Raw genomic sequence first — 22,952 nt, forward strand, 5'->3', positions numbered from 1 at the left:
TTACGGTAGAGCTGCAGCGAATAAAATGTATGGCGATTGTGGGGGCTTCAGTTCTTCATACCAGAGAATAGAGGAATTTTATAATCTCTGAGAAAATTATTGATATATGAAAAAATTAAAAGTTGATCCAATTACAGGTGCAATAATTTTAGATGAGTTAGGTCTGGACGTTACAGATGAAGACACTTTTTGTGAAAGTAATTTCTATAAAAGCATGAATAGTAAAGGGAGTATAAAAAAAATTATTCCTCATCATTATCTAATCGAGTCAATAATTTTTTTTAATAAAGAATTTGAAATGCATATAAGGCCGATATGCTTTAACTTTCCGTTTATGGTAAAACTTATAGATAAGAAAAGTAAATATTACGATTCCTTAAGTGATTGGGATAAACGAACCAATATTAAAATGTTAAATGAATCAGTAGAAAATTTGTCTAATTGGCTTGGTTCATCACTAGAATTAAGAGAGCCTGATTTCATTTCAAATGAAGTAGTAAGGTGGGAGTTCTCTTGGGGAGATATTTCAGTTTCCTATGAGACAAGATCATTCAACCATGGTATATACATCACATGGTATGCTGGTGAGTAATAAAGGTCATAATACCGATTAAATTTTTTTAATGTTAACGAAAGCCAAGAGTTTGCGTTCATATAAACATGACTACTGGTGTTTTTAAAAGGTACCACTAGTTCGAAATCCATCATGGAAATTTTTTGAGACATTATCTACTATACAAAGAGATTAATAACTTATCGTATGAGTGTTACCGGTTGTTGAAAAAGTATGTTGCTCATTTCTGTGCTCTCGAATATTCCGGCTCTCATGGCTATGCATATCGATATGGAGTTCTAAAAAAAATCCATAGTAATTTTTTATAGTTAAAACCAGAACCCTGTACAAAACTCAGTAAATTACCGCACACCGGCTGGTTGAATATAAAAGCCAGCTTCTTTATAAATACCTAAGCAATCTGATGTCCGGAAACTTACTGATTGGTAGCTGAAACCCGTAAGTCTCAAAAAGTGCATGAAGCTAAAATAATTGTAATTATCCATTCACCTTATAATATTCAGAATCGGTATGCCGCTTGTCACGTCATGCATAACCGCGTGAACGAACTGAACGGGATTCGATGGCAGTACGATATTCATGGCCGCACCACTGAGAAGGATAACGGACAGACCCGCTGGCGTTACCGTTACGATCCGCTTGGCGAGGCATCAGCAAAACCAGTAAGTCGTTGTTACAGGTCAGGCAATCTGGTCACGCCGTAACGACGCGATTTGTATGGGCTACCGACTGCTGCAGGAAATTCACGACGATATTCCGCTGACTTAGGTTTACAGCGACAGCCAGAGCTATGAGCCACTGGCCCGTATTGATGGCGTGGAAAGTCCGAAGATATTCTGGTCCACTGCGCCGCGAATGGGCCGCCCGAGCTACTGTCCGACGTTGAAGGCCAGAAGAAGCAAGACTTAAACTGAAACCAGGAAAAATAATAGATATATGAAAAAAATGACTTTAGATGTAAATACTGGAGGTTTGCGGATAAATGAAAATGAGATAGAGCTTGAATCTTACGATTCCTTCATTAAATCCCATTTTTTTCAATTATCTGATGATTTGACATGCGTTGGTAAATATTGTTTCTTTGCTAAAGAAATCATCTGGCATAATGAATCATTTACTATAGAGTTTAGACCTGCAGTTTTTTCTTTTAAAAAAAGTGTTTATCTTATTAGCAAAAGTGGTGGTTATTTTCAAAGCCTTCACGATTGGAATAAAAAAGCTGACTTAAATATGCTGAAGGATGAAGAAAAAAGGTTATATGAATGGGCTCGGAATAAATACCCCGGAAACTATGATGGTGAGATAAAAAATCCTCCCTATGGGTATGTATGGTGCTTCCAGTGGGGTAATGTAGCGGTTCAATCAAACTCCAATACTTTTGAGTGCGGTATATATATAGAATGGAATTGAAGTAGTTGTTTTATTGAGTGTGCTGTTAATTTTTTTTTTTTTTTGAGTTGTGAAAGGATTTCGCCTCAATAAAACCATCTGTTTTATGGTTATTGATTTTTGGGAGTATTGGGGATGTCGTATTAATGGTAGTCCACTAATCGGCTATTTTCTCAGGATGGCGCGCAGCCTGGTAAAGGGGACTGGTGCTGGGACGGTGCAGGCAACCCGCTGGATCGCCATGCCGCTTCCCACGTCATGCATAACCGCGTGACCGAACTGAACGGGATTCGCTGGCAGTACGATATTCATGGCCGCACCACTGAGAAGGATGACGGCCAGACCCGCTGGCGCTACCGTTACGATGGTGAGCATCGTCTGACGGATGTCATCAGCGAGCCGCGTGATCGCAATAAGCCACGCAACAAAGTGAGCTTCCGTTACGATCCGCTGGGCCGACGCATCAGTAAAACCTGCCAACAATCATTACAGGGTAAGCCGTCTGGTCATGCTGTCACAACGCGGTTTGTGTGGGAAGGTTACCGTCTGCTGCAGGAAATCCACGACGATATTCCGCTGACCTATGTGTACAGCGACAGCCAGAGCTATGAGCCACTGGCCCGTATTGATGGCGTGGAAAGTCCGGAGATATTCTGGTTCCACTGCGCCGCGAATGGCACGCCAGAACTTTTAACCGACGTTGAAGGCCAGAAGCTATGGGAAGGTGTGAACAGCCCGTGGGGCAAACTGCTGCGCGAATCGAATCAGCGAATTCCGGTGGTAGAGCAGAACCTGCGTATGCAGGGCCAGTACCTGGACCGGGAAACGGGGCTTCACTATAATTTGTTCCGTTATTATGACCCGGACAGCGGCCGGTTCACCCAGCAGGACCCGATAGGGCTGGCGGGGGGAATTAACCTTTACCAATATGCGCCGAATGCGCTGGGATGGGTGGATCCGTGGGGGGTTGAGTAGGTGTTCATTAGATAAAACGCCAATAACGCGAAATTCAGCCAGAAAACTGTTGAGAAGTCGCGGATTAAATAAGCAAATTCAGCATGACACTATCAATAGTTTTGATGGTCAGATTTATGCATCCAGAGGAAAGTCTGGAGATGTGTTCACTATTACAGAGCATACACCAGGTAGTGCCTCACAAGTATATGTCACAAGAGGAAGTGCAGGTGCCACCCCAGCGGCAAGACGTGCAAACTTGGCTTTGCCACCGAATAACTCAGCAACTTATGAAGGTAAGGTAGCCCTGACCAGACCTCAAGTTCTTCTTGAAGGTAAAGTTGCGCCTCAACTGCAATGGGGGGCAGATAAGGTCGGTGGCGGATGGCAAATAGTAACTGCCGGCGGTAGATATTCAGGAGCGACAGAATCATTATGAATTTAGAAGAAGTTGGCAAAAAAATATGTGATATATTAGCTTCATCTGCTTATCTTGATGAATCTAATGACATTAAAGATCTAATGATTAAAGTTTTAACGTTGGATAAAAATGATCCTTTAAGAATGATGGCGATAGATAGTTTAATATCACGATGTCATCCTAAATGGCTTGGGGACTATTATGTTAACAATATTACTTATAAACAATGGACCGATCTTATTACAGACTTTAAGAATAAGCTAAATAAAGAAAAATAAATTATGGCCGGAAGTGATCCCAGAGATCTCTCCGGTTTTTCTTTTTAGTTGCCCGGTGTCAGGATCAGGCAGCCCTGTCCCACCTTTATGCTGAACCCGGATTAGTTGCACACCAAGCTGCAAGAACGGACATCCTGTCCGTTGGATAACTGATGTAAAATTTTTATAATTGAGAAATTGACTATGAACAAGCATGAGTTAATGGCTGAAATAGATAAGGCATCTTCTTACATAGAGCAAGTTATGAATAACGAAAATAAAGGGGGGTGAAGGTCTTTATTGATGAGTTAAAGTCACTTAAAGTTATAAATAACAGTCTTATGAATAATCCTTTAAGAGGCTTTCCCCGGCGCTATGCTGAGATGTATAACGATTACCTCCATACAATAACGGATGTAATGAACAAGATTGAAAAAGTCTGTCGATGTATATTTGACTAGCAACTAATTCTTGCTTTGGTATTAATGGCGTTGACTTACTGAAAGCGTTAGGCGAACCCTTGGGTTGCGCCTTTTTCTTTTTAGATTGCTGTATACTTAGTGTCGAAATGGTGATTTTAGTTTTACTACAGGTGAAGAGATGAAATTCGGAAGCAATTATTTAATTTTTGGCAGCGATAATGGAATTGATGCAATTTAATTTAAATAATTCATCGCTTTTAAGGTGGATGATATTATGAATTTCATAAAGGTAAAAAAGCTTGGAAAGTTATTAAAAGCATACGGAATAAAAAGCTACTACAGTTGTCGGGAATAGCTGGGCAAAGTGTCATATCATTTGTCGTTGTCTAATACCTGGTAGCTCTGGCACGACGAACTGGCATGTGAGTATGTTGCGCTGGGCAACTGCACAGCCCTTCCTCGGGTGCCAGTCTTTTGCATTTAAAAATCATCAACGCGCTGGCAAGTCAGATTGTCGATGATGATTTCAGGCACGCCTTATTTTCGCTCGAAAACAAGGATGCCCTTTTCCAGTTTATGGTGCAACGAATTCAGTTTTAGGAGGAAGCATGAATATTGTAGGCGTCACATCCTGTATTGCCGGGTTAGCGCATACACCGATGGCAGCGAAATCGCTTTAGAAAGCGGGAAGAAAGCTGGGCCATCAGGTGCATATCCAACAGCAAGGGACGATGGGGATGATCGATAAATTCACTCTGGAATATATCACGGAGACAGACTTCGTGCTGATTGCGGCGGATCGCTCAATTGAAGAATGAGGAGCGTTTTGCCGGTAAAACCATCATCCGGGTGAAAATCAGCCAGTGCGTGGGGCATGCCGCCGTGGTGACTGCTAAATGTGTGGCGGCTGTCGAGGCGCGCCGTAATCCCTGATATTGGTGACACTATGAAAAAACGATGGTCAATATCAAAAACCATTTAATGACAGGCATCTCTTTTGCTCTGCCCGTCATTACTGCTGGCTCATTAGTAGTTGTGCTGGCTAGGATTATCGGCATCGTGTTAGTTGAGCCTGGCCTGGACAGCTTTGCTCAAAGTCGCTGGCTGAATAAATGGCTACATCTTATGCAGGATATCGGTTTCAAAATCATTGGATTAATGAATTACCTGTCAGGTGTTTACGTTGCCTGTTCAATCTCCGGAAAGCGGTCTGGCGTCGGATTTCTGAGAATCTTACTGGCTGGGTACTTCAGTATTACGCAAGATTCGTATTATCGCTTCTGCCGCCTCGTCTGCACCGCCCATCATTATGCCGTTTATTACCGCTGAGTTGCATGCCATAGTGATGCTATTGATACACGTGTCCGGTTCAAATACCACTTCAGATCGGCGCTCAGAAAATATCAACGAAAAAGGCAAAACCATGTAGCCACTCACGCCCAAAAAAATTTCATTTTCCTCGCTTGAAATCCCACTAAATGATCCTATAAATGTCTGTGAGCAGCGGGGGAGATCCCCACGCCGATGAGCTTTTGAATGAACCATTAATTCAGGAGGTTATCACTATGGCATTACGTAATTTTCCCGTATTTCCTTCTATCGCAGATTCTGCCTTTTCAGACCGGTTTAACCGTATCGACAGGCTGTTCAGCCAGTTGACCGGTGATGCGCCCGTGTCGGTTTCTCCCTCTTACGACCTGAAGCAGGTTGATAACGAACACTACGAACTGACCGTCAGCGTGCCGGGCTGGAAAGAAAGCGAGCTTGAAATCGAAGTAGCAGGCGGTCGTCTGACCGTGACCGGACAGAAAGAGGAGGTCAGCGATAACGATACGGAAAAAGAAGGGCAGAACAGCGGTTGGCTGCACCGTGGTATCAGTCGTTCAGACTTCCGTCTGAGCTACAGCGTGCCGGAACATATGAAAGTGACCACCGCACGCCTGCAGGACGGTTTGCTGCGCGTCGGCCTGCACCATGAGATACCGGAAAGCGAGAAGCCTCGTCGCATTCCGATCGAACACCGTACGGCGGAAGCCATTGAACATCAGGCCTAATGGCAGGTTAACGAAAAAGCGGAGGGCGCTGACGGCGTTCTCCGCGCTTTGTCATCAAGGTGCCAGAGAATCAGGAGGCGGTAATGAAAGTCATCAGCGTGCCCGAAGATCGTGCTCTTTATCCCAAACTGGTTGGCGAAACCGTAATGGCGGCAAAGTTACAGTTAGGCCGCACCCGGTTGTCGGTGAATTACAACAAAGTGCCTGGCGGTATCATGCCGGTGCTGGTGGTGGATTTCTACAACGAAAAAGGCAAACTTTACTCCCTGCGTTACAACCTGCCGCCCGATACACCAGAGCGCACTGAACGTCGATTGTCGCTGTTAATGCGGCTGATTGAGAAAGAGGCCAGTGAGGAAAAGCTGGCTGAGGCGGTGTAAAACCGATAAGTGCAACCAAAACGAAGAGGAGGTGACGATGCTCAACACACTCATGCTACATACCTCGTTGGGTGCTGGCATGCTAGCGATGACGGCCAGCCTGTTTCACAACCGTTTTAAATAAGCCGTTTTCGTTTTCTCTCTTCAGGGTGCCGACATCGCGGCACCCTGTTTCATTCGTGCCCGCCGCTTGTCTTTCTGCGCCTCAATTGTTATGTTATAACATATCTATTTGTAGGAAAAAAAACATGCCGTCATCCAGAGCGTTACCTCAATCCGATTCTGTTTTGCAGGTCAACATTGCGCAGTTGAACCGAACGGACGGCGAACCGCTCTTGCATCACATTCACTTCAGCGTCAGAGAGGGAGAGCGGCTGGTCATCATCGGGCCAAACGGCAGTGGCAAGACGTCATTACTGCGGGCAATATGCCATGAGTTATCGTCACCGCCACAGGCGATTCAGCTTAACGGCGCATGTCTGGCAACGTTTTCACGGCAACAGCTTGCCACCTGCATAGCCGTGATGGCGCAGAATGATATGCCCGATCTCAGGCTGTCGGTCGAAGAGTACGTTGCGTTGGGCCGTATCCCGCATCTACGCGCCTGCCCGGCAGGAGTAAATCAACGGATCGTCCAGGAGTCCATTGATGAAACCGGTCTTTCAGCGCTAAAAACACGCCCGCTGGCTGCGCTGTCCGGGGGAGAACGACAACGTGCTGCACTGGCGCGCGTGCTGGCGCAAAAGCCGTTATTGATCTTACTGGATGAACCGACGAACCATCTTGATCCGCTGGCCCGCCAGCAGCTACTGGCACTCATTAAAAACAAAGGGATTACGGCAATAGCGGTACTGCATGACCTGTCCCTGATTGATACGTTTGCCGATCGTGTGCTTATCCTGTCGCAGGGCGAGCAAATTGTGTGTGATCACCCGTCGCGCGCGCTGACGTCGCGCTATCTCCAGCCTGTGTTCGGCTTAAACAGCTTTACCGTAAAACATCCTGCCAGCGGTAAGCGCTTACGTATTTTTGAGGTGCCCGACTGTGCATGATGCATTGAGTAAAATCGGTTTTGCCGCGTTCCTGGCCGTGACGCCAGCCATGTGGGCCAGCGCGAGTGATTTTCCTGTCACCATCGACAGTTGCGGCCAGCGCGTGACGTTCACCTCGCCGCCTGCGCGAGCCGTGATTAACGACCTCAATATGGCAGAGATGGCTTTTGCGCTGCATCTGCAGAACCGTATTGTCGGTCTCACCGGCATCAGTGGCTGGTACAAGATGACGCCGGCCTTTAAGCAGGCCATGGGATCCATCCCTGAGCTGGCACCGAAATATCCCTCACTGGAAACGTTGCTGGCCGCGAGCCCTGATTTCTTTTTTGCTGGCTGGAATTACGGGATGAAAGTGGGCGGTGACGTTACGCCTGCTTCACTGCGTCAGTACGGCATTAAAACCCTGGTGCTGAGTGAAAGCTGCGTCTTTACGCAGAAGGACAAGCAGAAAGCGACGATGGATCTGCTCTATAGCGACGAGATTAAACTGGGCAAAATTTTTGGCAAGCGGGCCGAGGCCGAGGCGCTGGTGGCGGAGTGGAAGCAGCAACTGCAGGCCTTACCTCAGCGTCCGGCTGACACGCAGCCTCGAAAAGTCTTCGTTTACGACTCAGGCGAAGACAAACCGTTTACCAGCGGAAAATATGCCATGCCGACCGCCATCATTGAGGCCGCCGGAGGTAAAAACGCGATGGAAGCGCTGGAGATGAGCTGGGGCACCACCTCCTGGGAGAGCGTGGCGGCCACGCAGCCGGATTTTATTATCTTGCTGGACTATCAGACCGGCAGTGGGGCTGAGGCACTGCGCCACTTCCTGGAAAATCATCCGCTTATGAAGCTGACGCCTGCGGTGAAGCACCACCGCTACCTGAAGTTACAGTACGCTGAACTCACACCGGGGCCGGCCAATATTCAGGCCGTAGAGAAGCTGGCTCATGCGCTCTATTCGCCGGATGCACCGTGAATCGATTGCCGCATCGTTATCCAGGAATAATAAGTGTGTCCTGCCTGCTACTGGCGATCCTGATGCTGATCAGCACGGCGGAAGGCACCGTGTCATTGTCTTTAACGCAGGTGCTGTCCGCACTCGACATGGCAGACGCGCCCGTCTCTGAAATGGTAACCCGAATCGTGATCGATTTACGGTTACCGCGCACGCTGCTGGCCGTGATGACGGGGGCTGGCCTGGCCATGGTCGGGGCTTTATTGCAAACCACCACGCGTAACGCGCTGGCCGATCCCTTTTTGTTTGGTCTGTCCTCAGGAGCATCCGCGGGTGCGGTGCTGGTCATTACCCGCTTTGGCGATCGGCTGGCGGCGTTGACATTGCCGGTGGCCGCGTTCGCAGGCGGTCTGTTTTCAGCCGCCGCCGTCATGTTGCTTTTTCATTTCAAAAAGCAGCGCTCAGCAGAGCACTTGATTCTCAGCGGGCTGGCCGTGTCATTTCTGTTTGGTGCGGTGACCAGCTATTTGATTTTTTCAGGCGACCAGCGCGCGGCCAGCTCGGTGATGTTCTGGTCACTGGGCGGGCTGGGATTAGCCAACTGGCTTAACCTGCCTTATGCACTGGTAAGTCTGGCACTACTGACAGGGTTTGTGGCGCTGCGCGGGCGGCAGTTGGATGGATTGCTGGCGGGCGAGCAAACCGCACTCTCGCTTGGTATTCACGTCAACCGGTTACGCATCGAGGTGTTTCTGTGCTGTGCGCTGGCAACCGCGTTGCTGGTGGCACTGACCGGCGTCATTGGCTTTGTCGGACTAATGGTGCCGCACCTGTGTCGGCACATCACCGGCGTGAAACACGGGCTCCTGATTCCGCTCTGTGCGCTGTGGGGCGCCATTTTGCTCTGCGGAGGCGATATTGTCAGCCGTACATTGCTGGCCCCGCAGGAGCTGCCCATCGGCATCATCACAGCGGGCATTGGGGGGATGTTTGTGATTGTCCAACTGACGCGCGCCCGACCCTGAATGCTGAAATCTGCCGCTGAGTAAGACCGGTTCACGGTGCCTGACTCAGTAAGGTAATTTCATTATTTCATTCCGAGACAGCTGGCCAATAATGGCGAGCGATCTTCTGCAATCAAGGTATTTCCACCGAGGATTGCCGGATTGCCCGGCTTTATTATGAATGTAATAGCTATTCACACTTCTTTGCATTCGGGTAACATATTAGCCATTGTCTTATTTACTTAAACAATCGATCCGATCCATCCTAAACCTTAAAACAAACGTACTCACGAAGTCCCGCGTGACTTCAGTCTGACGTCAGGGTTCGATTTATGCTCAATCGCATTACTGTTCAGTTACCCGTTGAAGGCTTGCTGTTCTGGAAGCTATCTGGCCGAGAGGCCCTGTCTGAATCGTTTATCTTAACGCTTCAGGTTTTAGGGACCGATGCGCGTATCGAACGCAGCGCGTTGCTGGGTAAAGCCGCTACCGTAGTGGTGCCGACGCAAAGTCTGGCAAATCCACGTTACTTTAATGGCAAGATCACGCGGGTGGCGGTGAGCGCGGTAGAGATGTCAGGCACGCGTTATGCTGTTTACACGTTAACGCTTGAGCCAGATCTGTGGCCGATGAAACGTGACCGGAATCTGCGCATTTTTCAGGAGCAAACCGTTCCACAAATCGTGCAGACGTTACTCAGTGAGTATCAGGTTAACGTGGAAAATAACCTGTCGGGTAGCTATCGCAGCTGGGATTACTGTGTTCAGTATCAGGAAAGCAGTTTTGATTTCATCAACCGACTGATGGAGCTGGAAGGCATTACCTGGCACGTTCGCCATGAGGTCGGTAAGCATACCATCGTGCTCACGGATGCCACTGCGCAGTACACGCCATTTAGTGGCTATGAAGTGATCCCCTATCATCAAACGCCTTCAGGCGGTTCCACCAGTGAAGAAGGGATAAGCCAGTGGGCCCTTACTGACAGCGTGACGCCGGGTTTATACAGTCTGGACGACTACGATTTTCGCAAACCTAACGCCTGGCTCTTCCAGGCACGACAAAATCCAACATCTCCTTCACCCGGCACCATTGATGTGTATGACTGGCCGGGGCGGTTTGTGGAACATGGTCATGGCGAATTTTATGCCCGCATCCGTCAGGAGCGTTGGCAGGTAGAGCATCAACAAACCCACGGCACCGCGACGGCAATGGGGATTGTGCCGGGCAGCACGTTCCAGCTCACCAATGCGGCCTTTTTCAGCGATGTCGGTGAATATCTGGTGACTGCTGCTGACTACCAGTTTGAGGAGAATCGCTACGCCAGTGGCCCGGACAGCCAGACGATTCATCGTACGGAGTTTAGCGTGATACCAGCGGGTGTGGTGTTTCGTCCTGAGCAGAAAACGCCGTGGCCGCGCACGGGCGGCCCGCAAACGGCGAAGGTGGTCGGGCCGAAAGGCGAAAGTATCTGGACCGATCGCTATGGTCGGGTCAAGGTTAAGTTTCACTGGGATCGGCTGGCAAAAGGTGACGATACCAGTTCCTGTTGGGTGCGTGTTTCCAGCGCGTGGGCGGGACAAGGTTTCGGCGGCGTGCAGATTCCACGCGTAGGCGACGAAGTGGTGGTCGACTTTATTAATGGCGACCCTGATCGGCCAATTATCACCGGTCGCGTCTATAACGAGGCCAGCATGCCGCCCTGGGCTTTGCCCGCTGCCGCTACGCAGATGGGATTCATGAGCCGCTCAAAGGATGGATCGCCTGACAATGCCAATGCGCTGCGTTTTGAAGATAAACCCGGCGAAGAGCAGCTCTGGTTGCATGCTGAACGTAACATGGATACCGAGGTTGAAAACGACGAAACCCATGATGTCGGCAGCAATCGCACCAAAACCGTTGGTAAAGACGAAATCAGCCATATCAAGCAGAACCGTACACGGACCGTGGATGGCAATGAAACCATCTCGGTTGGACAGGACCGCAGTAAAACCATCAGCGGCAATGAAACCACCACGGTTCAGCAAAATCGTACGGAAACGGTGAAAGGTAATGAAACGCTCAGCGTTGAGCAAAACCGCGATGAAACCATTACCGGAAACCATACCACGACGGTGAAAAGCAATAACACCGGCACAGTAGAAGGGAAGCAAACGCTAACGGTGATTCAGGATCGGACCCGTACGGTGCAGGGCAATGAAAAGGTTAGCGTGCAGCAAAACCGAACCGTGCAGGTGACGGGTAATCAGACACTCGACGTGACGGGTAATCGTCACGTCAGTGTCAACAGCAATGAGGCCCGTACCATTGCGCAAAAGCAGGATGTGACGATCGGCGCTGGGCGCACGCTCAGTATCACGGGGGGCGATACCCGCTTTACTCAAGGAAGCGTGGCCGACAGTGCCACGGATACGTTTCATATCAACGTCGGTGAGAGCGGGATTTTAATCAGCAATGGCAGCGTGCAAATTACGGCGGGCGGATCGACGATTACCATTAATGCCGCCGGTGTCATGGTGAATGGCAAAAAGATTGAACTCAATGCTTGACAGGGATGAGAAATGAGCACCGCAAAGAATCCCACTGAACGTGTTATGACTGAGCTGGAGCTGAGCTGGTTAACCGCCACGGAAAAGACCGACGCGGGTCTGTTTATCTGGCGCGTTCCAGCCGCAGGCGAATCACTACTTGATGCGTTCATCGCCCTTCAGCAGCATCCGGAGGGGCGTTCCGTACCCGATATATTCCTTGGTCTGTCTACGGCGTTTGAAACCGGTTATGGCTATAGCGATGCACTGTCGCGTGACTTTCTTGAACATTATGACGCCACGCCCGATGCGGCACATTGGGATGGCGATGTGTTGCTGCCCTGCTACACCATTGAACAGCTTTGCGGCCTGTTACAGGACTTCGCCGATCATTTTGCAGAGGATGTACGTTACCTGGTTCTGGTGCTTAAACCCGCTGCCGTAAGTGACGAGAGTGCGTTGATGCGCTGGCTGAAACGCTGGCTGGCTTCCTCCGCGCCTGCGCCGCGTTTACTGCTGATTGATACGCTTGAACAACCGCTTTGGCAGCCACTTCATGACGCGCATCCTGATCGCGTCCAACTGATTGTCGATCAGGTCGATGGCATGAAGGTGATGCATCAAACCGCCCAGCAGCAAAGCGATCCTGATACCGATCGGGCATTGCTGCGGCGTTACCTTGCCGATGCGATGCTCTTGCTGGAAAAAGGGACCGCCCAGCAGGTCGCTGCGCGCGGCAGTCTGGCGTTAGGCATTGCACAGCGGCGAGGCTGGCCTGATCAACAGGCGATGTTGCATAACCTTATTGCGGGCGGCTGGCTGAAAGGCCAGGATCACAATAAGGCCGTCGACCACTATCGTGAGGCGCAAAACGCGTCCAGCAGCGTGGCGGACCCCGTTGTCAAAGGCCAGCTTCGAACGCAGAGTACGTTTGGCGAAGCCGGTGCCTGGTTTTCACATAAAGAGTACGTTCGGGCGGCACAGTGCTACCGGCAGGCCGCGCGTGAGGCAGAGGTAATCCCCCATCCTGTGTTTGCGATTGAGGGCTGGCGCATGACTGGCTTCTGTTTATGGCTCGCCGGACAACGCCCGGCTGCCATGGAAGCCTATGGTAAGGCCGTGCGAGCCGCAGAGAATGTGCCGCTGGCCGAGCGGGGCGAAACCACGCTGCCGCTGGTCTTTCAGGATCTCCTGCGCAGTCACGATAAACGCCGCACAGAGGCGCTTGAAGCCTATGCATCTCGCTGGCAATCCGATAAACAGCGGCTTATTCAGCAGGCCGACGCGAACCTGCCGCCTGTGCCCACCCCATCGCAGGTCCGCCAAACTGACAGCCTGCTGCAACGCCAGCTCGAGGCAACCTTTTTACTTATTCGCGAGGAGCGGGAAACAGTCATCCGCAATGGCGATGACAGTTTTCGCCGTGTCATCCACCTGGCCCGTGAAAAACTGCATCCGCAGTGGAATGGCTTACCTGACATCGCCCATCCTTTTGATGCCCCGCCGGGTGAATGGCAAAGCCTGCCTGCGTGGGGAAGCACTGAACCCTTAGCCACACAACCTGCAGGGAGCAACACATTGTGAAAAACCGCATCATCCTTATTGTCGTCGTCACGGTCCTGGCGCTGCTGTTCTTAAGCCTGTCCGATAGCGGTCTGGCGACGGAAGTCAGAACATTTTTGCGCGCGCTGCTGCGTGCCATTTTCTGAGGCCTGATTCATGCATTCCGGTGCGCACTTTGATCCGCAGCTAGGACTTGACATTCACACCTATCCCTGGCCTTTACCGACGCCTCACATCGGTATTGTGTTTGATGTGTTTGACTATCTGCCATTGATTGGCACTACGGTGCATGTTAACAGCATCAAACGGGCCAGCGCGGGAACGGGTGGAATGTCGATACATATCCCCGTTGGCGGCGTTTGGGTGCCGCCGTTGCGTGCGCCCGGCGGCCCACAGATTGAAGATGAGCTGTTTATGGGCAGTAAAACGGTTTCGGTGGATGGTGAACCGTTTTCCCGAATTGGCATGCCGGTACTGAGTTGCAATATTGTCGGTATGATTCCCCCGTTTCGCCTCAAGCGCGTCACTAAACCCAAACCGTTGTCCCTGACGCTACCGCTGACGTTCAACCTGGCCATCCCCAACAATGTCATCGTAGGCGGGCCACCAACAATCAATTTGATGGCGCTGCTGATGCGTGCCGGGTTGAGCGGTCTGGGAAAAGGGCTGAAGAAGTTCCGGAAGTCGGTGAAATGGCAAAATTTCATGAAACGCTTTGGCGACTACAGGCGCAAATTGTTTCGTAATATGGAGCCAGGGGTTCTCAAGTGTAAGGTTCTGCGAGCGGAACCGGTCGATATTCGGGATGGCAGCGTCAGTCTTGAACAGCAGGATTTCCTGTTGCCGGGCCGGCTGCCGCTGGCCTGGCATCGGACGTATTCGTCGGCCGATGTTGAAACGGCAGGACTTTGTGGCTATGGCTGGCTGACACCCGCGGATACCCGGCTGGAAATCCTGACTGAAGAGGGCATTGCGCTCTTTATTCAGCCTGACGGGATGACGCTTTTTGCCGCCCTGCCACAGGAAGACGGACGTAAACATGCTGTCATGGGGTTGCCGGATGGCAGCCGCCTGTGGCGAGACAGCGCCCAGGGCCAGGTGACCTGGTGCGTTGAGCAGGAAGCGGGGATCCTGTGGCATTTCACCGGTGCCGATGGGCGGTTACCGATACAGCAATTATCCGATCGTAACGGAAACGGCTGGGCCTTTGAATGGAAGGACGAGATGCTGATTCGGCTTCGCGAATTCAGCCTTAACGGGTTGACCGGACGAGAGGTCCTTGTCACTCATGATAAGGGCCGCCTGAGTAGCTTACGCCTGCACAATGCGCTGGACGGTGACATCACGCCGCTGACGCGCTACGAATATCATGCCAATGGTCAACTTAGCGCCGAAATTGATGCGCTATCGCATCCCCGGCGTTTTGACTATCAACAGTTTTATCTGGTCAGTCACTTTGACCGAAACGGCCAGGGATTTCATTACCAGTACAATCAGGACTGGCGCGTCATTCACGCCTGGGGTGACGGCGGCGTCTGGGACTACCACTTCGCTTACGAACCGCTGCTCAATGAGGTTGAAGTAACGGATTCACTGGGCCACCTCTCACGTATTACGTTTGACGACAATGGTCTGCCGATCGCCGAAATCGATCCCTGTGGCGGAAATACCGTATTTCGTTACGATGACTTTGGTCGAACGGTAGAAGTGATTGAACCGGATGGCAGCATTCATCGGTGGGATTATGACGCGCAGGGTCGCATGATCGCTGAGCATTTACCCGACGGCAGCAGGGTGCAGGCTGTTTACAATGAGGATGGCCTGCCGCTGGCGATCACCGATCAGAAAGGTGCGGTCTGGCACGCCGACTATGACAGCGGTGGCAACCTTATTGCCAGTCGCGATCCGGGCGGTGTGACGGCCCGTTATCAGTTCGATCGGCTTGGCCAACTGACCCAGGCGAATGAGCCGGGTGCACCGCAAACAGAGTATCGTTATGACCGCTTTGGTTTCCTGCTGGTGGTCAGCGTGGCAGGCGCGGGAGAGACGCGTTTCAGGCACAACGTACGTGGGAATTTACTGGAACGTGCTGATGCCAGTAACGGTGTGACCCGTTTTTACTGGGATTCGAAAGATCGCCTCATCGCCACGGTCGACCCGGCGGGTGGCGATGTCCGGATTGAGTATGACCGTGAAGATGAGCCTGTCACGTTTACCGATGAAGTGGGGCAGACCACGCGTTTTTACTATAACGGCACAGGCATGCTCACCGCCTGTGAAACGCCTGATGGTGCCCGGCTGGGTTATGAATACGATCCTGAGGACCGCCTGCTGGCCGTGATTAATCAATCTGGTCAACGCTGGCAGATGGAACGAGATGGGCTTGGACGTGTGACGGCCGAGCAGGATTATTGGGGACAAAAAACGCAGTACCGTTGGGACAAAGGCAGCCGCCTGGCCGCACGTTGCGATCCGCTCGGACGTGAGGTGCACTATGGCTACGATAAAGCCGGGCGCCTGAGTGAACGACGTAGCGGTGATACCTTACAGGCAACGTTCCACTATGATCCCTGCGGAAGGCTGGTGCTCTGCCAGAATCCCTGGCGGCGACTCAGCTGGCGCTACGATGACGCGGGACGGTTACTGACAGAAGATCAGGACGGCTTTCAACTTCGCTACCATTATGACGAGCAGGGACGTTTGCACGAGCGTGAAAGCGACAGTGGCCATCGGGTGGTTTATCGGTACGATGCGTATCAACGTTTACGCACCGTGCAACTCAACACTGATTCGCCGATCACCTTTGATTATGATGCCGCGGGACGGTGTATTCATGAACAGTTGTCAGAGGCATTGACGCGCACCCTGAATTACGACCACCAGGGACGGCTTACGTCACAGCAGGTACTACAAAATGATTTACCGCTGTTTGCCAGTGGCTTTGTCTATGACAAAAGCGGAAATATGACTGCGCGTCACGACAGCCAGTGGGGCAACGATCGCTATCGTTATGACCCTGTGGGCAGGCTGACGGCACATATCACCCCTGACGGGGCACTGCGAAAGTTTGTGCAGGATGCAACAGGTAGCCATTTGCAGACGCAAACCCGTGAGGTTAATGACCGCGCGGAAGGTTGGTTCCGGGAGGGCGTGCATCAGGGCGTTCGTTATGTTTATGATCGTGCCGGTGAGTTACGCCAGCGACGCCGAGTCGCGGGGACCGCGGGTGATCAGGATGAAAAAGAAGATTTCCTCTGGGATGAAAATCGACAACTGATTGCGGTGCGTAAAGGGAACCATCAGGTGCGCTATGGCTATGATGGGCTGGGCCGCCGGGTGTTTAAGCAAACCGACAGCGAAACGCGCTGGTTCTACTGGCAGGAGGACGCGCTGGTGGGCGAAACGCTCACCCGCACACATGAACCTCTGGCCGCGCAGAGTATCTTTGATACAGGCAGTCGCCTTAAGCGACAAAAAGCACAGGCTGCACTGTTCAGCACGATGCGGGAATACGTCTATTATCCCGGCACGTTTCGACCGCTGGCGTTGCTGACGCAACAGGGGGACAGTAAACAAAGCTGGCACTATCACTGCGATCCTAATGGCGCACCAGTCAGACTGACATCCGTTACTGGTGAGATTGTCTGGGCAGAAAAAACCGGTGTCTGGGGTGAAAAAGGCCAAATCTTTGCTGATCAGATCGAAAACCCCCTGCGTTTTCAGGGGCAGTATTTTGATGCCGAGACGGGGTTACATTATAACCGCTATCGGTATTATGACCCTGAGATTGCGGCGTATATCAGTCAGGATCCGATAGGGCTGGCGGGGGGGGTTACTCCCTATCGTTATGCTCCAAATCCATTTGTATGGAGTGATCCACTCGGGCTTACGACGGAGGAAATAAAAACTTTGTTCCATTTCACCGATTTGAAAGGAATGGAGGGTATTAAAAACAGTGGAGTTATCAGGCCTTCCACGGGCGGTGTTCATGCACGTTTTGGAGATGGTCAGTATTTTACTAATGTTCACCCAGATAGGATTGGTGGGCGTACATTAAAAGATTTAGAAGACTCTGGTAAAATATCTTTGGGGCAACTTGCGGCTAACATTTATGGTGATGCAAGAAAGTCTGGTAGTATCACTCATTATATTGAGATTGATGTGACAGGGTTGAATATAACTGAGCCGAGACCGGGTACTTTCTTAGTCAAGAATGACAAAGAACTTGATGTCTCGAACCGAATAGTGAGTAGTGGGAGTTCATGCTAGTGAGTAATAAAAGTTACTACCGTGCGGTTTCAGAATTTTTGAGGGGAGCCGGTGTTGTCTATACTGAATTCATCGGGGAAGTGGCAACCAGACAGATAAGCGTTTTTGAAGGGAATCATTACTCTTCATCTTCTGTCACTGACTGGCATGAAGATATTGGTTACTTACTCTATGATGGCAAAAAAAATGAGTTAGATTTATCTGATTCTGAAGAGATTACAGATGAAAATTTTGAAACCGAATGGAAAAAAACACTCGTCAATGAAGACCAAATAGCCTATATCCATCATCATAGTGGAGATGCATCAATACCATTTAAAGAATCAGTTATTATTTTGCACGTTGTGAATAACCTAGGAAAGTGGGGGAAAGGTTTTGTCCTTTCTTTGTCTAAAAGATATCCGTTGGCAAAAGAAAAATATTTGGCCTCTTCGCGAATTGGGTATAAGATGGGCGATGTGCAATTTATTGAAGTGGATACTCTTAATAGAGTATTTGTAGCGAATATGGTTGCACAGGAAGGAATAAAAAAATCCCAAAGAGACGCTAAAAGATACATTTCATATGAGGCTCTTGAAGAGTGTCTGGAAATTGCAAGTGACTATGCGTTGTGCAATAGATTAGAAGTTCAGATGCCAATGATCGGTGCAGGTCTGGGCGGCGGAGATTGGCAAGTTATTATTGATATTATAAAAGATAAACTGACTTATAAAAAAATACCCTGCCATATTCTAACTTTAGATTAGATGGCAAGAAAGGGCTTTTATCAGCCTTTTCTTTTTTCTCGCTTTTTCCTTTTAATTAAGTTTTTTTATGAGGGTTTAGTTTTCCTTTTTCATGTGAAAAAAAATAATATTACTCTAGTTCATAGTGGCGAAATTTTAATAAGTCGTGCTACTTTGCTATGATTTATTCTGTGATAAATTTTCTTTTTTTGGTGAATTAGCTAAGTCATATTAAAACTAGAGCTGAAAATTAGATGTTAGATATAAATTGGAAAGAAACCTATAAAAAAATGCCGCTAATGCGGCAATTCTTAATTCTATGAGCATTATTATAAATAAATGTTCGGCTGGGTACACTTAAAATACCCCCTCACTCACACCACCGTTTCATTCTCAAGCTTCTGCCTTTTCCGCAGATTCGGAAAGAGCATCATCCAGAGCCCAACCACCACCAGTGTCCCGACGCCGCCAATGACGGCGGCGGGCACCGCGCCCATCCATGCCGCGAGCAGCCCGGATTCAAACTCACCCAATTGATTTGAGGTATTGATAAAGATAGCGTTAACCGCATTGACGCGGCCGCGCATCGTATCCGGTGTATCCAGCTGAACCAGTGCGCCACGGATCACCATGCTCACCATATCGAAACCGCCCAGTGCGGCCAGCGCCAGCAGAGAAAGCCACAGTTTTGTTGAGAGCGCAAACAGCAGCGTCGCCAGGCCAAAACCGGCCACGGAACCAAACATAATCATGCCGACATGTTTTTCCAGCTTATGACGGCTGAGCCAGACACCGACCAACAGGGCACCCACTGACGGCGCACCGCGTAACAGGCCAAGTCCCCATGGCCCGGTGTGCAGAATATCCTGGGCGAAGACAGGGAGCAGGGCGGTCGCCCCGCCCAGTAACACGGCGAACAGGTCGAGCGATATTACGCCCAGAACATCCTTGCGTTCGCGAATAAAGCGCACGCCCATAAACATGTTCGACAGCGTCATCGGCACACGTTCCTGAGGAGGGCGTTCATAACGTAAGCAACCCACCAGTATCAGCGAGAATAAATAAAACAGGGCTGAAACCCCGTAAACCACCTCGGGACCGGCTATATACAGCAGGCCACCCAGCGTTGGCCCGACGATCACCGCCGCCTGACCGCCAACAGAGCTGGCCGCCATGGCGCGCGCCAGAATCGGTGGCGGGACCAGCGCCGGCAACATAGAGGTAATGGCTGGCCATTCCAGGGCTTTCGCCAGCGAAATCAGAAAGACCAGCCCCCAGATTTCAAGTTTGTCTGCCCAGTGCAATAGCGTCAGCGCCACCAGGCCGAGCAGCGCGGCCCACTCAATCAGTTGGCCGATAACCACGATACGGCGGCGGTCGAACTGATCGGCCAGATGTCCTGCCGGCAACGCCAGAAGCACTGAGGGCAGAAACTGCATCAGGCCAATCATGCCTAACGCCATCGCGCTGTGGGTTATTGCATAGATTTGCCAGCTGACGGCCACGGAAAACATCTGAAAACCAAATGAAGAGCAGGTTCGGGCGAGCCAAAACGCCACAAATGACCTGTGTTGCAGCAGCGAGTCTTCGCCTGTTGAAACGCCTGTACGCATCCTGATTCCTGTCCCGAAAAGCCTCGCGGCAAAAGTGATTGCCTCAGTCTGATTGATGACCATGATGCAGTCTGGTTTTTTCTGACTAAAGCATGGCGATGTTACTGCCTGGCGGTCCGCGCGATATTCACGACATGGGCAGCGTCAGTCAGCACAGATAGAGCCCTAAATATTAGCATGCTCAATATTCAGTTTAATAAATCAAAATATCGACAAGATGTGATTTTAACCCGCTGAATAATGGGGAATTGCCGGATTACTTTTTATCATTCACCACAGAAAATGTACGAGCCGATCGGAAGGGACGCGACTTATCAGAGCTATTGGTCTTTCGTCGACGCAGCGATGATAAGATACGATCCAATGTTTTTTGACCGTCAGGCAAAGCCGTGTCAAAAAGCACATAAAGGCGGGCTCGCAGGGCATAACGCTTTTTACGGCGTAAAAGACGTTAAAGCCCGCCTGACTGTTTCATCCATAGTCCGGGCTCATAAGGCGGCGTAAGACGTCAGCAAAGACGTTGGCAGGCTGACTCGACGTCGTCGCAGAAGTCTCCGCCAGGCCTTCGTTTCGCCGTCACTGACGCAAAAGGCGCAGACGGAGGAGATGATGTCCTTGAGTGTGCTACAGTGTTCAGGCACTTTTTTTCCTTGGGTTTTCAGAGGTCCCAGCTAATGACGAATAAACAGGGTGTTTTAATTGTTAACCTTGGAACACCAAAAGAACCCACGACTGCTGCGGTTAAAACATTTTTATCGAAATTTTTGCACGACTACAGAGTGGTCGATTTACCCCGGATCCTGTGGTGCCCGATCCTGCATGGCGTAATTATCCCGCTACGCGCCAAACGCGTGGCCAAATTATACTCCTCTATCTGGATGGACGAAGGTTCACCGCTGATGGTGTACAGCGTCCGTCAGGCGCGCGCACTGGAAGCGCTGACAGGCATGCCTGTTGAGCTGGGCATGAGTTATGGTGAGCCGAGCATCGGGGGCGCTATCGACAGGCTGCTGGCGAAAGGTGTCGATAAAATTATCGTTATTCCTTTGTATCCGCAGTTTTCCTCGTCCACCGTGTCATCCGTTTTCGACAGCGTGAGTCGTCACCTGCAGACGATGAAGAACCGCTACACACCGGCGATCAACTTCATCAACGACTATGCTGATCATCCTGCTTATATCGATGCGTTAAAAACGTCCGTGCTTGAATCGTTTGAGGCCAATGGCGTGCCGGATGCCTTACTGGTCTCCTATCACGGTATACCAGTCAGGTTTTCAAACGAAGGCGACAAATATCAGGAGCGTTGTGCGTTAACGACGAAATTACTCACCGACGCCCTGAACATGCCTTCGCTAAAAGTAGTGATGACCTTCCAGTCACGTTTCGGCAGGGAACCCTGGTTAACGCCTTATACCGATGAAACCATTAAAAATCTGCCTGCGGAAGGCGTGAAAAGCCTGCAGGTAATCAGTCCGGGCTTTGCGGCAGACTGTCTGGAAACGCTGGAAGAACTGGATGAGCAGAACAGGGAAATCTTTATGCATGCGGGCGGGGCGTCCTTTACCTATATTCCTGCGCTCAATGATAAACCTGTTCATATTGAGATGCTGCGCCAGCTGGCGGAGGGCGCGAAATAGCGTGCTGCGGTCCGTCACTTGTTAAAGACCGGTAGCGACAAAGCCAGAATGCGTTCATTCTGGCTTTTTTTTATTAACCTGCAGCATTTTATGATGGCAGATTGCTAAATTTGGCCGTAAAGCACGCGCGGAGAGAAGGCAGAGAAAGGCGATCGGCTGAAAAGCAAAAAGCCTGCTCGTAAGCAGGCTTTTTTAATTCTGGCTCCTCTGACTGGACTCGAACCAGTGACATACGGATTAACAGTCCGCCGTTCTACCGACTGAACTACAGAGGAATCGTGTGAACGAGGCGAATAGTAACGAGGTCGGCTCAGGGTGTCAACAGTATAAAAGCGTTTAGCATTCAACTGGCTAGCTTTAAAGCAATGCGTCTGCAAAGCAGGCGATTTAGTCGTGAGCGGCTCCTGTTCTGCTTAACGGGTCCTGCTGATAAAAGTGCTGAAGATGACGGTACATGGCCGGGAAACGCTCCGCCAGCAGGGCCGGGGCCGTAAAAAAATACTCGGATAATACCGCGAAACACTCTGCCGGATCGCTGGCGGCATAGGGATCGATGCTGGCGGCCTGCTCACCGACACTTTCCACTTCATGTTCAATCCCGGCCATCGCGCTACGCAAATCTTTTTCCCATTGGGCAACCTCACGTAGCGGCATCATTGGCACGCCGCTGGTATAACCGCTACCGCGCGCATCCAGTTTGTGCGCCACTTCATGAATGACCAGGTTGTAGCCGGAAAGATCGAAGGAGTCCTGAATATCCAGCCAGTTGAGCACGACCGGCCCTTGCGTCCAGCTTTGCCCGGCATGGACGGCAGGGGCGTGATGGACCAGGCCATGCTCATCCTGCCACAGGTCATCCACATTGAAAGGCTCGGGATAAATGAGCACTTCGTGAAAGCCGTCCAGCCAGTCGAGCCCCAGCTTCAGCACCGGCAGGCAGAACAGCAAAGCAATGCGCACGGTACGCAGCGTATCAAGCTGACAGCCTTCAAGCGGAACCAGTTTTTTTTGCTGCAGAAAATGCTGAGCCATGGCCTGCAGCGACTGACGTTCATCGTGGTTGAGGAGGGTAAAAATCGGCTGTGTCAGCCCGGCCTGCCAGGGCAGGTCAGTCAGATCCGTATTGCTGTGTGTTTTCCATGGCCATTTAAACATCGTTGGTTCCGCACT

At 50.6% G+C, this 22,952-nt stretch carries 19 protein-coding genes, 1 tRNA gene and 2 pseudogenes; 19 read left to right on the plus strand and 3 right to left on the minus strand.

Annotation, left to right across the window (positions count from 1 at the left end):
* Positions 1-106: 106 nt before the first annotated feature.
* The 18 genes and pseudogenes from C1N58_RS05690 (at position 107) to C1N58_RS05775 (ending at position 18,553) form a co-directional block, all read left to right on the plus strand.
* Positions 107-592 (plus strand): hypothetical protein, encoded by a 486-nt coding sequence (locus tag C1N58_RS05690; protein ID WP_394564680.1) that lies wholly within the window; start codon positions 107-109, stop codon positions 590-592.
* 476 nt (positions 593-1,068) lie between these two features.
* Positions 1,069-1,470, plus strand: a pseudogene (locus tag C1N58_RS05695) (hypothetical protein); the annotation flags it as partial.
* 40 nt (positions 1,471-1,510) lie between these two features.
* Positions 1,511-1,984 (plus strand): hypothetical protein, encoded by a 474-nt coding sequence (locus C1N58_RS05700; RefSeq protein WP_394564681.1) that lies wholly within the window; start codon positions 1,511-1,513, stop codon positions 1,982-1,984.
* 132 nt (positions 1,985-2,116) lie between these two features.
* A pseudogene (locus C1N58_RS05705) lies at positions 2,117-2,932 on the plus strand (RHS repeat domain-containing protein); the annotation flags it as partial.
* Positions 2,933-2,987: 55 nt separating this feature from the next.
* Positions 2,988-3,356: a hypothetical protein gene (locus C1N58_RS05710; protein WP_394564682.1), complete on the plus strand. Its 369-nt coding sequence runs from the start codon at positions 2,988-2,990 to the stop codon at positions 3,354-3,356.
* The gene (locus C1N58_RS05715) at positions 3,353-3,616 is read left to right on the plus strand and encodes a hypothetical protein (protein ID WP_039338247.1); all 264 of its coding nucleotides are present in this window, start codon (positions 3,353-3,355) and stop codon (positions 3,614-3,616) included. The genes C1N58_RS05710 and C1N58_RS05715 overlap by 4 nt, the downstream gene beginning before the upstream one ends.
* 1,208 nt (positions 3,617-4,824) lie before the next feature.
* Positions 4,825-4,950, plus strand: coding sequence for a PTS sugar transporter subunit IIB (locus C1N58_RS05720; RefSeq protein ID WP_269750923.1), 126 nt, complete (start codon positions 4,825-4,827; stop codon positions 4,948-4,950).
* Positions 4,951-4,974: 24 nt separating this feature from the next.
* The gene (locus tag C1N58_RS05725; RefSeq protein ID WP_394564683.1) at positions 4,975-5,346 is read left to right on the plus strand and encodes a hypothetical protein; all 372 of its coding nucleotides are present in this window, start codon (positions 4,975-4,977) and stop codon (positions 5,344-5,346) included.
* Positions 5,347-5,582: 236 nt separating this feature from the next.
* Positions 5,583-6,071 carry an Hsp20 family protein gene (locus C1N58_RS05730; protein WP_033742122.1) on the plus strand — a complete coding sequence of 163 codons (489 nt, stop codon included), beginning with the start codon at positions 5,583-5,585 and terminating at the stop codon, positions 6,069-6,071.
* 83 nt (positions 6,072-6,154) lie between these two features.
* Positions 6,155-6,451, plus strand: coding sequence for a hypothetical protein (locus C1N58_RS05735; protein ID WP_033742120.1), 297 nt, complete (start codon positions 6,155-6,157; stop codon positions 6,449-6,451).
* Between the two features lie 248 nt (positions 6,452-6,699).
* Complete coding sequence (locus C1N58_RS05740) at positions 6,700-7,503, plus strand: ABC transporter ATP-binding protein (protein ID WP_054633585.1); 804 nt, start codon at positions 6,700-6,702, stop codon at positions 7,501-7,503.
* Positions 7,504-7,552: 49 nt separating this feature from the next.
* Positions 7,553-8,467 (plus strand): ABC transporter substrate-binding protein, encoded by a 915-nt coding sequence (locus tag C1N58_RS05745; RefSeq protein ID WP_155489645.1) that lies wholly within the window; start codon positions 7,553-7,555, stop codon positions 8,465-8,467.
* A gap of 29 nt (positions 8,468-8,496) precedes the next feature.
* Positions 8,497-9,471 carry a FecCD family ABC transporter permease gene (locus tag C1N58_RS05750; RefSeq protein ID WP_394564868.1) on the plus strand — a complete coding sequence of 325 codons (975 nt, stop codon included), beginning with the start codon at positions 8,497-8,499 and terminating at the stop codon, positions 9,469-9,471.
* Between the two features lie 311 nt (positions 9,472-9,782).
* Positions 9,783-11,996, plus strand: coding sequence for a type VI secretion system Vgr family protein (locus C1N58_RS05755; RefSeq protein WP_394564684.1), 2,214 nt, complete (start codon positions 9,783-9,785; stop codon positions 11,994-11,996).
* A gap of 12 nt (positions 11,997-12,008) precedes the next feature.
* On the plus strand, positions 12,009-13,559 hold the full coding sequence (locus tag C1N58_RS05760) for a hypothetical protein (protein ID WP_054687629.1): 1,551 nt from the start codon (positions 12,009-12,011) through the stop codon (positions 13,557-13,559).
* Positions 13,556-13,684 (plus strand): hypothetical protein, encoded by a 129-nt coding sequence (locus tag C1N58_RS05765; RefSeq protein WP_096010432.1) that lies wholly within the window; start codon positions 13,556-13,558, stop codon positions 13,682-13,684. Before C1N58_RS05760 ends, C1N58_RS05765 begins: the two co-directional genes overlap by 4 nt.
* Before the next feature lie 10 nt (positions 13,685-13,694).
* Complete coding sequence (locus C1N58_RS05770; protein WP_394564685.1) at positions 13,695-17,807, plus strand: RHS repeat-associated core domain-containing protein; 4,113 nt, start codon at positions 13,695-13,697, stop codon at positions 17,805-17,807.
* Positions 17,801-18,553, plus strand: coding sequence for a macro domain-containing protein (locus C1N58_RS05775; protein WP_054687633.1), 753 nt, complete (start codon positions 17,801-17,803; stop codon positions 18,551-18,553). The genes C1N58_RS05770 and C1N58_RS05775 overlap by 7 nt, the downstream gene beginning before the upstream one ends.
* A 353-nt stretch (positions 18,554-18,906) precedes the next feature.
* Here C1N58_RS05775 and C1N58_RS05780 read toward each other — a convergent pair whose 3' ends face one another.
* Entirely contained in the window at positions 18,907-20,145 is a 1,239-nt protein-coding gene (locus C1N58_RS05780; protein WP_054687634.1) for an MFS transporter, read from the minus strand.
* A gap of 674 nt (positions 20,146-20,819) precedes the next feature.
* Between C1N58_RS05780 and hemH the strand changes: the two genes are divergently transcribed.
* Positions 20,820-21,782, plus strand: a complete 963-nt coding sequence (gene hemH / locus C1N58_RS05785) for a ferrochelatase (RefSeq protein ID WP_394550544.1) — start codon at positions 20,820-20,822, stop codon at positions 21,780-21,782.
* 199 nt (positions 21,783-21,981) lie between these two features.
* Here hemH and C1N58_RS05790 read toward each other — a convergent pair.
* Together C1N58_RS05790 and mtfA are read right to left on the minus strand one after the other, a co-directional pair.
* Positions 21,982-22,057, minus strand: a tRNA-Asn gene (locus C1N58_RS05790).
* A gap of 112 nt (positions 22,058-22,169) precedes the next feature.
* On the minus strand, positions 22,170-22,937 hold the full coding sequence (mtfA, locus tag C1N58_RS05795) for a DgsA anti-repressor MtfA (RefSeq protein WP_394550545.1): 768 nt from the start codon (positions 22,935-22,937) through the stop codon (positions 22,170-22,172).
* Between the last annotated feature and the right edge of the window lie 15 nt (positions 22,938-22,952).

The organism is Pantoea sp. SGAir0180 (assembly GCF_043546245.1).